The sequence below is a fragment of the Brevibacterium sp. 1718 genome (assembly GCF_051131255.1).
GTDB lineage: Bacteria > Actinomycetota > Actinomycetes > Actinomycetales > Brevibacteriaceae > Brevibacterium > Brevibacterium sediminis.
The window spans coordinates 1,502,507-1,515,391 of sequence record NZ_CP186550.1 but is presented as its reverse complement, the minus strand read 5'-3'; the positions used below and the strand labels follow the sequence as shown (position 1 = coordinate 1,515,391).

At 63.9% G+C, this 12,885-nt stretch carries 13 protein-coding genes; 8 read left to right on the top strand and 5 right to left on the bottom strand.

Translation table 11 applies throughout. The features are described 5' to 3' along the window. Positions 1 to 65: 65 nt before the first annotated feature. Positions 66 to 977: a LysR family transcriptional regulator gene (locus ACOZ9V_RS06715; protein ID WP_181270321.1), complete on the bottom strand. Its 912-nt coding sequence runs from the start codon at positions 975 to 977 to the stop codon at positions 66 to 68. 64 nt (positions 978 to 1,041) lie between these two features. On the opposite strand from ACOZ9V_RS06715, the gene ACOZ9V_RS06710 reads away from it, so the two are divergent. The 7 genes from ACOZ9V_RS06710 to iadA all read left to right on the top strand — a co-directional run bounded on the left by ACOZ9V_RS06710 (position 1,042) and on the right by iadA (position 9,168). Then, positions 1,042 to 2,523, top strand: a complete 1,482-nt coding sequence (locus ACOZ9V_RS06710; protein ID WP_434594594.1) for a malate:quinone oxidoreductase — start codon at positions 1,042 to 1,044, stop codon at positions 2,521 to 2,523. 212 nt (positions 2,524 to 2,735) lie between these two features. Then, positions 2,736 to 4,298, top strand: coding sequence for an ABC transporter substrate-binding protein (locus tag ACOZ9V_RS06705; RefSeq protein ID WP_139469632.1), 1,563 nt, complete (start codon positions 2,736 to 2,738; stop codon positions 4,296 to 4,298). 2 nt (positions 4,299 to 4,300) lie between these two features. Continuing rightward, positions 4,301 to 5,413 carry an ABC transporter permease gene (locus ACOZ9V_RS06700; protein ID WP_248284051.1) on the top strand — a complete coding sequence of 371 codons (1,113 nt, stop codon included), beginning with the start codon at positions 4,301 to 4,303 and terminating at the stop codon, positions 5,411 to 5,413. Next, positions 5,410 to 6,342, top strand: coding sequence for an ABC transporter permease (locus ACOZ9V_RS06695; protein ID WP_139469633.1), 933 nt, complete (start codon positions 5,410 to 5,412; stop codon positions 6,340 to 6,342). The genes ACOZ9V_RS06700 and ACOZ9V_RS06695 overlap by 4 nt, the downstream gene beginning before the upstream one ends. Further along, the gene (locus tag ACOZ9V_RS06690) at positions 6,339 to 7,130 is read left to right on the top strand and encodes an ABC transporter ATP-binding protein (RefSeq protein WP_181270317.1); all 792 of its coding nucleotides are present in this window, start codon (positions 6,339 to 6,341) and stop codon (positions 7,128 to 7,130) included. Before ACOZ9V_RS06695 ends, ACOZ9V_RS06690 begins: the two co-directional genes overlap by 4 nt. After that, positions 7,127 to 7,963: an ABC transporter ATP-binding protein gene (locus ACOZ9V_RS06685; RefSeq protein WP_181270316.1), complete on the top strand. Its 837-nt coding sequence runs from the start codon at positions 7,127 to 7,129 to the stop codon at positions 7,961 to 7,963. Before ACOZ9V_RS06690 ends, ACOZ9V_RS06685 begins: the two co-directional genes overlap by 4 nt. Before the next feature lie 50 nt (positions 7,964 to 8,013). Next, positions 8,014 to 9,168 (top strand): beta-aspartyl-peptidase, encoded by a 1,155-nt coding sequence (gene iadA, locus ACOZ9V_RS06680; RefSeq protein ID WP_181270315.1) that lies wholly within the window; start codon positions 8,014 to 8,016, stop codon positions 9,166 to 9,168. Between the two features lie 6 nt (positions 9,169 to 9,174). Here the strand turns inward: iadA and ACOZ9V_RS06675 are convergent, their stop codons facing one another. Then, positions 9,175 to 10,041: a DUF6597 domain-containing transcriptional factor gene (locus ACOZ9V_RS06675; RefSeq protein WP_434594587.1), complete on the bottom strand. Its 867-nt coding sequence runs from the start codon at positions 10,039 to 10,041 to the stop codon at positions 9,175 to 9,177. 51 nt (positions 10,042 to 10,092) lie between these two features. Between ACOZ9V_RS06675 and ACOZ9V_RS06670 the strand changes: the two genes are divergently transcribed. After that, positions 10,093 to 10,515: a VOC family protein gene (locus ACOZ9V_RS06670; protein WP_434594584.1), complete on the top strand. Its 423-nt coding sequence runs from the start codon at positions 10,093 to 10,095 to the stop codon at positions 10,513 to 10,515. Between the two features lie 29 nt (positions 10,516 to 10,544). Here ACOZ9V_RS06670 and ACOZ9V_RS06665 read toward each other — a convergent pair whose 3' ends face one another. The 3 genes from ACOZ9V_RS06665 to ACOZ9V_RS06655 are packed head-to-tail and all read right to left on the bottom strand — an operon-like array spanning position 10,545 to position 12,872. After that, positions 10,545 to 11,129, bottom strand: a complete 585-nt coding sequence (locus tag ACOZ9V_RS06665; RefSeq protein WP_434594581.1) for a hypothetical protein — start codon at positions 11,127 to 11,129, stop codon at positions 10,545 to 10,547. 1 nt (position 11,130) lies between these two features. Further along, the gene (locus tag ACOZ9V_RS06660) at positions 11,131 to 12,669 is read right to left on the bottom strand and encodes a sodium/proline symporter (protein WP_434594579.1); all 1,539 of its coding nucleotides are present in this window, start codon (positions 12,667 to 12,669) and stop codon (positions 11,131 to 11,133) included. Then, the gene (locus tag ACOZ9V_RS06655; RefSeq protein ID WP_139907397.1) at positions 12,666 to 12,872 is read right to left on the bottom strand and encodes a hypothetical protein; all 207 of its coding nucleotides are present in this window, start codon (positions 12,870 to 12,872) and stop codon (positions 12,666 to 12,668) included. The genes ACOZ9V_RS06660 and ACOZ9V_RS06655 overlap by 4 nt, the downstream gene beginning before the upstream one ends. Positions 12,873 to 12,885: the final 13 nt, after the last annotated feature.

Below are 12,885 nucleotides of genomic sequence, written 5' to 3'. Positions count from 1 at the left end.
TCCCTCCGACTCCAGGACCGAGCTTCCTCACAAGCGACGGTCTCAACGATGTACGCACTTTCGCTTCAGCCCTCGATTGCCCACGCGGCCGCGTGCTCGCGGATGAAGTCGCGGAGGCGCTCGACGACGCGGCCGGGCCGGCGCACGGCCGAACACAGCGCGATCTCACGCACGTATTCGGATCCGTCCAGAGCCACCTCGGTGATTCCGTCGACCGGACGCACCGCGGGCGGGATCAATGCCACGCCCATTCCACGGCCGACGAATTCGCGGATCGTCGAGAACTCGGTGACCTCGATCTTCACCTCCGGATCGAATCCGCTGGTCTGACACCAGCGGTCGGTCAGCACCCGGAGGTTGTAACTCGCAGGGGTGGCAATGAATTCCTCGTTCGCCAGCCGATCCAGGGTGATGCTGCGGACGCCTGCCAGCGGGTGCACATCGGGCAGAGCCGCGATGATCGTCTGACGTGCGAGCACCTCGTGGCTGACCTCGGGCGGCGGCGGGATGATGATCGCCAGATCGAGGGTGCCCCGCTGCAGATCAGCGACGAGCTCGGCACCGTGGGCCTGTTTGAGATCGAGGCGGATGCCGGGATGAGCCCGGTTGAAAGCCGCGAGCAGGTCGGGCACCTCACCGGCGCCCATCGTCAGCGGAAATCCGAACCGAATCGTGCCGTGCTCGGGATCGGCCGCCTCGGCGAGATCGGCCAGCGCCGCGTCGATCTCCGTCAGCGGGGCACGCACCGCAGCCACGAGGTCCAGTGCTGCCGTCGTCAGACCGATGGCGCGTCCGCGCGGAACGGTCAATGGCACCCCGAGGTGGCTTTCGAGGGCGCGGATACGTCGGCTCATTGTGGATTGGGGTATTCCGAGGGCGGCGGCGGCCTCGGTCAGATGCCCGTCCTGATCGGCAAGCTCGACGAGTTCCCACAGCGCCGTCAGCGGCGCCGCGCGGGACTCGGATGATCGTTCCATATTCTGATCATACAGTTCCGATCACTCATTGGACGGATGATTCATGGGGGCGCATGGTGAGAATATGACTGCGAACCCCAAGCACACCGACCAGTTGCCCGACGCCGATGTCGTCCTCATCGGCGCGGGCATCATGTCCGCGACTCTCGGTTCGATGCTGACTCTGCTCGATCCCGATCTGCGGATCCTCGTTCTGGAGAAGGCCGAAGACATCGCCGGAGAGAGCAGCGACCCGTGGAACAATGCCGGCACCGGGCATTCGGGGTACTGCGAGCTCAACTACATGCCTGACCCCGCCGATGGCGCGAAACCGGCAGAGATCGCCGGACAGTTCCACCTCACCCGCCAATGGTGGGCCCATCTCGTCCGACTCGGGCTCCTCGACCCAGCGGACTTCATCCGCTCGGCCCCACATATGAACCTCGTCTTCGGGGACACGGACGTCACCTACCTGCGTCGACGCGTCGACACCCTGAAAGCCGACCCGCTGTTCTCCGCAATGGAGTACACAGAGGATCCGGACACCATCGCCCGGTGGGCTCCCCTGACGATGGAGGGACGAGCCGACAGCGACGAGCCCATGGCGGCGGCCCGTCACCCACGCGGCACCGATGTCGATTTCGGCGCTCTGACGTCGGCGCTGCTGAGCATCGGGTCCACCGAGGTGCGAGCGGGTCACACAGTGACCCGGCTCGAATCGCGCGCATCGGGCTGGACGGTCAGCGGATCGACGCCGGCGGGACCGTTCGCCGTGCACGCGAAGACCGTGTTCGTCGGGGCCGGCGGCTTCGCGCTGCGACTCCTGCAGAAAGCCAGGATCCCCGAAGTCCGCGGCTACGCCGTCCTGCCGGTCGGGGCCGCTTTCTACCGGTGCTCGACTCCGGCGGTCGTCGCCCGCCATGATGCGAAGGTCTACGGTCAGGCCGATGTGGGCGCCCCGCCGATGTCGGTGCCGCATCTGGACCGCAGAGTCGTCGACGGCAAGGAGCATCTGCTGTTCGGCCCCTATGCGACCTTCAGCACGAAGCTGCTCAAGCACGGTCGCCTCTCCGACTTCTTCACGACGGTGCGGCCTGACAACCTGCATGTCATCGCGGCCGCCGGTCTGCAGAACCTCAGCCTCGTGTCGTTCCTCGTCAAGGAGCTCGCTGCCAGCCCGTCCCGGAAGTTCGCGCAGCTGCGGCGCTATCTGCCGCTGGCCCGACGCAATGAGTGGACCCTGGTGCCGGCTGGGCAGAGGGCACAGCTGGTCAAACCGGATCGGCAGAAGATCGGCGTCCTCCAGCAGGGCACCGAACTCGTCGTCTCCGCCGACGGCTCGATCGCGGGTCTGCTCGGGGCCTCCCCCGGAGCATCGACGGCGGTGCCGATCATGGTCGATCTGCTCAAGCAGGCCTTCCCCGCCCAATGGCACGACAGCTGGGGGTCCCAGATCGCCGAGGCGGTCCCCGACCTCGATCGCACCGACTGGACCGCCGAGGCGGTCGCTCGTTCCCACGCCACGACCGATGAGGCGCTCGGCCTGTCCCCGGTCAGCCTCGCGTGACCTGCGCGGACTTCCGCTGCGCGTACTCGGCCAGCGGACGGCGAGGCAATCGCCTGTCGACATAAGCCGCAGATCAGAGACCTCATTCCACTGCTTGTGCCGTTGGCGGAAGCGCACAGTGGAAATCCTCCAGCTTTGTGGCAGGTTGAATTGCATGGGAGGGCTTTCGACTCTAATGTGACTCACAACACTTACTGTTAGGGAGATCACACATGAGGCGTCTGACCCGCAATTTCGTCGCAATCTGCTCCACTCTCGCACTGACCGCCGGACTCGCCGCCTGCGGCAGCGGCTCCGACGAAGCCGGCGGCGCCGGCGACACGATCGTGGCCGAGACCGCCTTCAACCTCAAGACGATCGACCCGCATCGACAATTCGAGTTCACCGGTTCGACGATCGACAGCGCCATCTACCAGACGGCGCTCGAATTCGAGGACGGTGACCTCACCAAGCCCACCGATGGCCTCTGCTCATTCGAAATGTCCGAGGACAGCAAGGAGATGACGCTGACCCTCAAAGACGAGGATGCGAAATTCTCCAACGGCGATCCCGTCACCGCCGACGACATCGTCTTCTCCTTCGAACGCCTTCAGGGCATCAAGGGCAACCCCTCGTTCTTCCTCGACGGGGTCAAGGTGAAGAAGGTCGACGACAAGACGGTCACGCTCACCAGCGCAGAGCCCAACCCTGCACTGCCCTACATCCTCCCCAACTCCTCGATCGGCATCGTCAATTCGAAGGTGGTCAAGGAGAACGAGGGAACCACAGATGAGAAGGACGGCGCCGAACAGTTCCTCAATGAGAACTCACAGGGCTCGGGACCGTACAAGGTGGAGAAGTACGACGCCGACAGCCAGGTCGTGCTGACCGCGAACGAGCATTACAACGGTCCGGAACCGAAGTACAAGCGAGTGGTCCTGCGCAATGTCTCCGCAGAGACGCAGCTGACCGACATCCAGTCGGGTCAGGCGCAGGTCGCCTACGACCTCAACGCCGATCAGGCGAAGCAGATCGATGAGTCGATGGGCAAGATCTCCAGCCTGCCCTCGACTCGCAGCCTCTACATCTTCAACAACGCCGATGAGAAGATCGGCGGCCCCGCAGCGGACCCGAACTTCCGCAAGGCCGTCATGGCGGCGATCGACTACGACAAACTCATCGACCTCGCAGGGAAGGGATCCCAGCGCATGGCCAGTCTCGTGCCGAACGAGTTCGTCGGTGCCGTCCCGAAGGACGAGGCTCCTGAACGCGACCTCGAGAAGGCGAAGAAGCTGCTGAAGGAGGCTGGCTACGACGGAGAGAAGGTCCCCTTCCACTATTCGAGTGATCAGGCCGTCAATGGAGTCGACCTCGCACAGCTCGCCGAAACCCTGCAGGCGCAGCTGAAGGAGGCCGGCATCAACCTCGATCTCAAACCTGCTCCGAGCTCGACTCAGCTCGACGGCTTCCGCTCTGCCAAACAGCCGATGGGCATCGGAACCTGGGGCGCGGACTTCCCCGATCCGACGAACTACAACGTCTTCATTCCCGGCGGCGACGTTGCCGATCGCGTGAACTGGAGCGAGGACCCGAAGCTGAAGAAGCTTGCGGACGAAGCTGCCAAGGCGAAGGGTGATGCGCGCGATGCCGCCTACGCGAAGCTGTTCAAGGCGACCACCGACACCGCGGTGTGGATCCCGCTCGTCCAGCCGGTCAGCACCGTCGCCGTCGGTTCGAGCATTGAGAAGTTCGTCTCCAACGCCGACATCTCGTTCGACTTCGCAAAGGCAGAGTGAGGATGGCGGAAGCCACCACAGCGCCGCACGATACTGATGTCGCGTCCGCTTCTGGTGAGGCGGACGCGGCGCAGCGAGTCAGACCACCGAAGCTCCACCCACTGCTCCGGTTCATCCTCATTCGGATCGGGATTTCGCTCATTCTGATCTGGGGCGTGACCGTGGTGACGTTCCTGCTCACCAACCTCGTGCCCACCGATCCGGTCGCCGCCATCCTCGGTGACCGGGCCGCGGCAGATCCCGAGATCGTCGCGCAGACACGGGAGAAGCTCGGACTCGACCAACCGCTCCTCGTCCAGTACTTCACGTATCTGGGAAATCTGCTGCAGGGAGATCTGGGTGTCTCCAATCAGACCCGCACACCCGTGCTCGCCTCGATCGGACAGGTCTTCCCCGCATCGATCGAGCTTGGCATCGGAGCGATTCTCATCTCAGTGATCCTCGGACTGCTGCTCGGTCTGCTCAGTGCTCTCAAACAGAACAGTCTCGTCGACCACGCCATCCGCACCCTCAGCCTCATCGGCATCTCGGCACCGACTTTCTGGATCGCCACCGTCGCCTACTTCGTCTTCTTCTTCAGACTTCGAGTCGTCCCCGGCGCCGGTCGGCTCGACCCCTGGATCACCCCACCGCCGAAAGTGACCGGCCTCTACACGCTCGACTCGCTCTTGGCGGGTCAGATGGCGACTTTCGCCAATGCGCTGGGCCACCTCATTCTGCCGTCGTGCGTTCTCGCCCTCTTCACCATCGGCCTGCTCACACGTTTCAGCCGTTCGAGCGTCCTCGACATCATCAGGCTCGACTACGTCACCGCCGCCAAGGCGAAAGGGCTGCCGGCTCGGACAGTGGTCTTCAAATACATCTTCCGCGGCGCGCTGGTCCCGATTATCACCGTCGTCGGTCTGGCCTTCGGCTCCCTGCTCTCCGGAGCTGTGCTGACTGAGACCGTCTTCGCCTGGAACGGACTCGGCCAATATGCCTACCGGGGAGCGACAACGCTCGACCTGCCCGTCATCATGGGCGTCGGCCTCGTCATCGGCATCGTCTATATCCTCGTGAACTTCATCGTCGACCTGATCTACGGCTTCGTGGATCCGAGAGTGAGGGTGAGATGAGCATCGGCACCCCGAAACAGCCCGCCAATGCCCCCATCACCGAGGCGGCCCGCCGCGATCCCGTCGACCCCGGACTCAAAAGGTGGCAGATCCGCTTCCCGAAAGCCCTGCGCACTCCGCTGGGGATCGTGGGCGCTGGAATCCTCGTGCTCTGGCTGATCGCAGCGATCTTCGCACCGCTGCTGGCGCCGTTCGATGCTCTGGCGCAGAACTTCCCGAGGCTCTCGGCTCCCAACGGGGAGAATCTGCTCGGTACCGACACACTGGGCCGAGACGTGCTTTCCCGCATCCTCGTTGCTGCCCGCACCACCTTGCCCGCCGCGGTGTTCGTCGTCATCTGCTCTGCGCTGCTCGGCTCGGTCCTCGGGGCCATTGCCGGATACTTCGGTCGAGCCGTCGACGAGATCATCATGCGCATCGCCGATCTGGTGTTCGCCTTCCCCACGATCATCCTCGCGATGGTCATCGCAGCCGCCCTCGGTCCGGGCTTGAAGAACGCGATAATCGCGATCCTGCTCGTCTCCTGGCCGTCCTACGCGCGTGTCACCAGATCGCTGGTGATGACAGCGCGGGGCAGTGAGTACGTCATCGCCGGACGCCTGCTCGGATTCAGCGCGGGCAGATCACTGGCCCGCGAAATCGCACCGAACGTCATCTCTCCCGTCGTCGTGCTCGCCACCCTCGATGTCGGTTCGGCGATCCTCACCATGGCAGGACTGTCGTTTCTGTCTCTCGGTGCCGTTCCGCCGACCCCCGATTGGGGCGCAATGATCAGCGAAGGCGTCTCTCAGTTCGCTGCCTGGTGGATCGCCTTCTTCCCCGGCCTCTGCATCCTCACCATCGTCATGGCGTTCAACTTCATCGGCGACAGTCTGCGCGACACCCTCGATCCCCATACCGCCCAGGAAGTCGGTGAGACGACCTCATGAGCACGATCAGCATCAGAGACCTCAACCTGTCGGTCACTGCAGGCAAGAAGACCACTCATATCCTCAAAGACGTCTCGTTCGACCTCGAAGCAGGTCGCATCACCGGTGTCGCAGGTGCGTCTGGATCCGGCAAGACCCAGACCGGTCTGGCCGTCATGGGGCTCTCGCCCGCGGGCGCGGAACTGAGCGGAAGCATCGATTTCGACGGAGTCGAACTGGTGGGAATGCCCGCCAAGCAGCACAACCGCCTGCGCGGAGTGCAGCTGTCGATGGTCTTTCAGGATCCGGCCTCGGCGTTCCATCCCATGCTCACGGTCGGCGACCAGATCACCGACCACCTTCGACACCACCAGAAAGTGTCGAAGAAAGACGCCCTGGCCAAAGCCGTCGAGATCCTCGGCCGAACCAGGGTGCCGCACCCGAAGGAGGCGGTGAAGAAGTACCCGCACCAGTTCTCCGGCGGACAGCTGCAGCGAATCGCTTTCGCCTCGGCGATCATCTGCGATCCGAAGGTGCTCATCGCCGACGAACCGACCACAGCACTCGATGTCACCGTGCAGGCAGGCATCCTTCGGCTGCTGCGTGAACTCTGCGACGATCTCGACCTCGCCGTGCTGCTGGTCACCCACGACTTCGGAGTGCTCTCCTCGGTCGCGGACACCATCGTGGTTATGAAGAACGGCGTCGTCGTCGAAACCGGTGAACGGGAGGCGGTCATCACTGCTCCTCAACACGAATACACGCGTTCGCTCATCGAATCGCTGCCAGGAGCGGAGGTCTCCCCATGACATCGATCGACCAGGCCCCGGCCGCCGCCACCGCTCACTCCCCCGCAGCAGGGGCTCCGCTCCTGGAACTCGATTCCGTGGCATGCGAATACAAACTCGACGGCGGCGGCCGCTTCCGAGCCGTCAACGGAGTGTCTCTGCAACTGGGTCGTTCGGAGGTGCTCGGGCTCGTCGGCGAATCCGGCTGCGGCAAATCGACGCTGGCCAAACTCATCTGCGGGTTAGAGAAGCCGGCAGACGGCACCGTCACCTTCGACGGTCATCCGGTCAGAGCGCTCGGGCTGAAGAAGAGAGCGAAGGAACTACTCGGCATTCAGATGGTCTTCCAGAACCCCTACGCGTCGCTCAATCCGCGCAGGCGGATCCGCGACCAGCTCGACGATGCGCTGGCCCTCAATCCTGACGGCGGTTGGACCGTGGAATCGCTGTTGGACGCCGTCGACCTGCCTGCCGACTCCGCACAGCGCTATTCGCATTCGTTCTCCGGCGGACAGAGGCAGCGCATCGCCATCGCTCGTGCCCTGGCGGCGGGTCCGAAAGTGCTCGTCGGTGATGAACCCATCGCCTCTCTCGATGCGTTCCTCCAAACGCGGATCGCTCGGATGATGCGCGACCTCGCCATCGACTCCGGTGCCTCGATGATCTTCATCAGCCACGATCTCTCAGTCGTTCGCGATATCGCAGACAGGGTCGCAGTGATGGAAGCCGGACGCATCGTCGAAGTCGCCCCGACCGACCAGATCTGGAACGATCCGCAGCACCCGTATACGAAGAAGCTCCTGGCCGCGATTCCCAAGGTCGACGGCAAGGGAATCATCCCCGGCAGCGACTGATCTGCCAAGCAGCCGGCGGTCCCGAGCGACATCGAAAGGACACGAGAGTCATGGTCATCCTGATTCGCGGGGCGGAGATCTGTGCCCCCGAGCCGCTCGGAGTGCGCGACATCCTCGTGGAGGGCTCACGTATCGCCCACCTCGGCCAGGTGGATCGCGACATAGTCGCGCAGCTGCCGGATTCGGCAGTCATCGATGCCGACGGCCTGACTGCTGTGCCCGGTTTCATCGACCCCCATGTGCACATCATCGGAGGCGGAGGCGAAGGCGGATACGCGACCCGCACTCCCGAGATCGACATCGGCGACATCATCCGCGCAGGAGTGACCACTGTCGTCGGCTGCCTCGGCACCGACTCCATCACCCGCTCTCACCGCGGCCTCCTTGCCAAAGCACGAGGGCTCGAGGAAGAGGGCATCACGACATTCGTCTACACCGGCAGCTACCAGCTTCCGGCACGAACTGTCACCGGTTCCGTCGCCGACGACATCGTCCTCATCGACAAAGTGATCGGGGCCGGCGAGATCGCCATCTCCGAAAGGCGGTCGTTCCAACCGACGATCGAAGAACTCGCCGACATCGTCAGCCAATGCCATGTCGGCGGGCTGCTCAGCGGAAAGGCCGGTGTCACTCACTTCCACGTCGGATCGCATTCGACTCGGCTCGCACCCCTGCATCGTCTCCTCGACGATTATCCGATTGCCCCGCCCGCCGTGTATGCCACCCACATCACCCGTGATGACAAGCTCATCGCCGAGGCGGTCGACCTCGCGGCCAAAGGCGCCTTCGTCGACATGACCGCCGGAGCGTCCACCGTCGAAGCGGTGAAGAAGTTCGTTGAATTCGGCGGCCATCTCGACCGACTCACCCTGTCCTCGGACGCCAACGGCAGCCTGCCGAAGTTCGATGCTCACGGACGTCTGACGGAACTCCAGGTGGCAAACCAGACGACCCTGTACGACCAGGTGTGGGCGTGCGCTGATTCCAGCGGCCTGCCCCTGTCGCAGGTTCTTTCGTTCGTCACCGCCAACACTGCAGACGCCCTGAAGCTCCCACGCAAGGGACGAATCCGTCCGGGCGGTGACGCCGATCTGCTGCTCGTCGACGCAGAGCACTCAATCGAGCACGGATTCGCACTGGGCCGGCCGACCATCAGCAGGGGCGAGCTGCTGGTCAGAAGCACATTCGATCAGAGGCCACGCTGAACCCGGTCAGCCTCGCGTGACCCGCGCGGACTTCCGCTGCGCGTACTCGGCAGGGCTGAAACCGGTGACGCGAACGAAATCCGTGCTGAAGTGCGATTGATCGAACCATCCGAAGTGCGCGCCGAGGTCGGCCAGAGTTCCGTCCCACCCGCGGTCGATCACTGCGACCGCGTCGATGATCCGTGCCCTGGCCAAGACCTTCTTCACCCCGACTCCGCAGAAGCTGCTGAATATCCGCTGCAGCGTACGCTCACCGATATCGGCTCTCTCCGAGAGAACCTTCAGGCTCACGACTTCGGGGTCGGACAGGATGTCGAGCACCCGCTTCAGCCGTTCGAACGACGGGGTCATCTGCGGCCGCCAGGACAGCAGCCAGCTTTCCACCGATGCGGCCAATTCGCTGAAGTCGGGCGCCCCGGCACTCTGCGACTGCGCAAACATCTCGGAGAGTCCGAGGTCGGCATCCAACCTCGGAAACCACAGTTCGGCAGGGACGGTTGAATCACGGATGCTCGCCGGCTGCTCCTCGGAGAACGCCAGTGTCGCACCCGGCTGAAAGTTCACGCCGAAGACTCCGCCGCGCCCGAAGATTCCCACATCGAAGCGCCGTTTGGTGACCGGACCGGTCACCCATGCTCCAGGCCCGTCCACGTGCGCCCGCCGGCTGTCGCCGAACTCGAAGGTCAGGTGGATGGTCGGTTCGGACAAGGTAGCCGTCTGATAGCTCTCGCCCTCCGGCAGATCCCATTCGACGGCCCAATAGCGTTTGACGAAGGGGCGCAGGCGCTCGGCGACGACACGAACGGACGAATAACGCGCATGCTCGAGCATCTCCCCCGGCTTGAGCACACGTCCGAAGAAGTGCTGCGGCATTGACGCATTTTTCCTAGTGACGTCGTCGTCCATGGCACAAGAATGTCAGACATGATCGAAACACAGAAGACCGACACCGCCGCGACCACCGCCGACAACTCCGCCCCATCACCCGTCGCCACACTGGCGATGGTCACTCTTGACGCCCCGAACGCTGCCGTTCTCGGAGAGTTCTACTCTTCCGTCCTCGGCTGGCCCATCGCCTATTCGGACGAGAACTATGCCATGCTCACCGGTCCCAGCCATGCACTGGGCATCGGCACGATCCCGGACTACCAGAGACCGAGCTGGCCCGACGACGGACACAAGCAGTTCCACCTCGACCTCGCCGCCGACGACATCCATGCGGCAGCCGATCGCTGCGTCGAACTCGGAGCCACCCGGGCCGAACCGCAGCCCGGTGAGACCTGGGTCGTGCTCCTCGATCCCGCCGGTCATCCGTTCTGCATCTCGGACGCGAAGAACTGGGGCTGAGCATCCCCGCAGACCTGACAGCCGAGCCCTCAGCTCCGCCCGACCTTGTCCACCCGCACAATGTAGTGAGACCCATCGAGACCATCGACGAGGATCGTGGCCTCATGCTTCGCATTCCCTCCGGAGACGATCCAGTTGGGTTTGAGCACTCCGCGCAGACCGCCCGCCGGAGCGATCTCGATGCCCATTCCGAGCTTCACCGTCTTGACGACTTTCGCACGCGCCAATGATCGCGCGGTCCGCTCCGCCTCGTCCCGAGTCGGCAGCGGTCCCGACTGCTCGCCGATCAGACGAGGCCACTCCGATGATCCCACCGTGGTGCCACGAGGGGTGAAGTCGGCGATCATGCCCCTACCCGACACTGCATTGACGAGCACATCCATGCGCTGCTCCGGCCCGGCTGCGCTCCGCCGGAGGAGTCCGCGAGTACGCACGTCGAGGGCAGCCCACCAGAACGGATGATGCACCGCTTGGACCTCGGCGAGCGCGTCAGGGAGTTTGCGCTGGAAGACGGCGAGCGCCTCGGCGGCGGTGACGTGCGGGTCCATCCGCACCGGACCCTCAGTCTGCAGATCCGGGCCGACCGGGCGCCCGGTTCCGATCTCGGCACTCATCTCAGACGTCCTTCGGAACCTGACCGGCCAGGGAATCGTTCTGACCGGTGAGCATGTGTGCTGGGATCGCGCCGATCTTGTCGGTTTCCTTCATCGCTTCAAGGACGTCGGCAGGCACCGGATGCGAACGTTGAGTGGCCAGGGAGACGAGGATGAGGGCCAGGGTCGAGCACACGATGCCGACTCCCATCGGGTCGACTCCTGTGACGTCGACGAGTCCCGTCAGCTGCCAGACGACGGACGACACGGTGCCGGCGATCATCGACCAGATCGCTCCGGGCACGTTCGCCTTCTTCCACCAGGCGGCGGCGATGTAGACGGGGACGAACGCGGCACCGAGCACCGTGGTCGAGAAGATGACCACCTCGGCGACGGCCGGCGGATCGTTCACGGCGACGAAGTAGCCGATGATCGCCAGCACGAGAACGGTGAACCGGGAGACCCAGACGGACTGCTGGTCGGACATGTCCTTCTTGAAGAAGCGTTGGAACAGATCCTGGCTGGCGATTGTGCCCGACTGCAGCAGCAGAGCGTCGGCTGTGGACATGATCGCAGCCATGATTCCGGCCATGACGATGCCTACGGCGAAGTTCGGCAGCACAGTGTCTGCGACTTCGAAGACCGCGAGCTCGGGATTGTCCAGAGTCGGCAGCAGGACGAGCGCCATGATACCGACGATGTAGGGAGCGGGGATGAACAGCAGGTTGAAGCCGGTGGCGTAGAGGCTGGCGCGCCTGGCCACCGAGGGCCGCTTCATCGCCATGTGGCTGACGTTAACATGCGGCCAGCCCATATAGCCGATGGAGAAGACGAGGACGGCGCCGACGATGACTCCCCATTGGACGGATTCGATCCCGTCCGGTCCCCACATGGTCAGCAGGTTCGGGTTGATCTGTCCGACCGCCTCGTTGCCGGCTGTCCACCCGCCCACGGCCTGCAGACATCCGATGAGGATCCAGACCATGCCGATGAGCATGATGATCGCCTGCACGAAGTCGGTGTAGGCCACGGCGAGGTAGCCGCCGAGGAAGGTGTAGAAGACGATGACGCCGACGGCGATGAGCAGCGCCCAGGCATATGGAATGCCGGTGACCATCTCGAGTCCGCGCCCGCCGGCGATGAACTGACTCATCACGTAGAAGAAGATGCAGAATAGGGCGACCGGCGCGGCAATCGCGCGGATCCACTTCGACGGATACCGATGTTCGAGGTATTCGATCGAGGTGAGTGACCCGAGGATCTGGGAGAGCTTGCGCATCCGCCGACCCAGGATCGAGAGGTTGAGGACACCGCCGCCGATGTCGCCCATCGCGTACCACAGAGAGAAGTATCCCTTCGTATACGCCAGCGATCCCGCGCCGAGGAACATGTACCCCGACATCGACGACGACTGCAGGCGCAGAGCCGTGACCGCAGCGCCCAGGCTACGACCGCCGAGCAGATATCCCTCGCTGCCCTTCGACCCGATCTTGAGCGTCCACACGCCGATCCCGGCCATGGCGACGAAGTAGATGACGAGGAACCAGGTTTCGATGTTCATGCCGCTCCCCCGTTTCCATTCGCCGAGGCGGCCCCGCCGTCTCGTCCGTCGGCTCCGTTCGCGGTTCTCGCCAGGGCCTGATCCTCAGCCATGTCCTCGGCCTTCCAACCTCGGGAGAGGAAGACGAAGACGAGGGTGTAGATCACCCAGATCGCGGGGATGCCGACGATGATGACGACCGTTGCCGTCGGAAGACCGAACACGTTGACCACCTCG

Excerpts from the sequence above, each read along its gene's own strand:
- ACOZ9V_RS06715 (WP_181270321.1), bottom strand. The coding sequence starts at position 977 with ATGGAACGATCATCCGAGTCCCGCGCGGCGCCGCTGACGGCGCTGTGG.
- ACOZ9V_RS06710 (WP_434594594.1), top strand. The coding sequence starts at position 1,042 with ATGACTGCGAACCCCAAGCACACCGACCAGTTGCCCGACGCCGATGTC.
- ACOZ9V_RS06705 (WP_139469632.1), top strand. The coding sequence starts at position 2,736 with ATGAGGCGTCTGACCCGCAATTTCGTCGCAATCTGCTCCACTCTCGCA.
- ACOZ9V_RS06700 (WP_248284051.1), top strand. The coding sequence starts at position 4,301 with ATGGCGGAAGCCACCACAGCGCCGCACGATACTGATGTCGCGTCCGCT.
- ACOZ9V_RS06695 (WP_139469633.1), top strand. The coding sequence starts at position 5,410 with ATGAGCATCGGCACCCCGAAACAGCCCGCCAATGCCCCCATCACCGAG.
- ACOZ9V_RS06690 (WP_181270317.1), top strand. The coding sequence starts at position 6,339 with ATGAGCACGATCAGCATCAGAGACCTCAACCTGTCGGTCACTGCAGGC.
- ACOZ9V_RS06685 (WP_181270316.1), top strand. The coding sequence starts at position 7,127 with ATGACATCGATCGACCAGGCCCCGGCCGCCGCCACCGCTCACTCCCCC.
- iadA (WP_181270315.1), top strand. The coding sequence starts at position 8,014 with ATGGTCATCCTGATTCGCGGGGCGGAGATCTGTGCCCCCGAGCCGCTC.
- ACOZ9V_RS06675 (WP_434594587.1), bottom strand. The coding sequence starts at position 10,041 with ATGCCGCAGCACTTCTTCGGACGTGTGCTCAAGCCGGGGGAGATGCTC.
- ACOZ9V_RS06670 (WP_434594584.1), top strand. The coding sequence starts at position 10,093 with ATGATCGAAACACAGAAGACCGACACCGCCGCGACCACCGCCGACAAC.
- ACOZ9V_RS06665 (WP_434594581.1), bottom strand. The coding sequence starts at position 11,129 with ATGAGTGCCGAGATCGGAACCGGGCGCCCGGTCGGCCCGGATCTGCAG.
- ACOZ9V_RS06660 (WP_434594579.1), bottom strand. The coding sequence starts at position 12,669 with ATGAACATCGAAACCTGGTTCCTCGTCATCTACTTCGTCGCCATGGCC.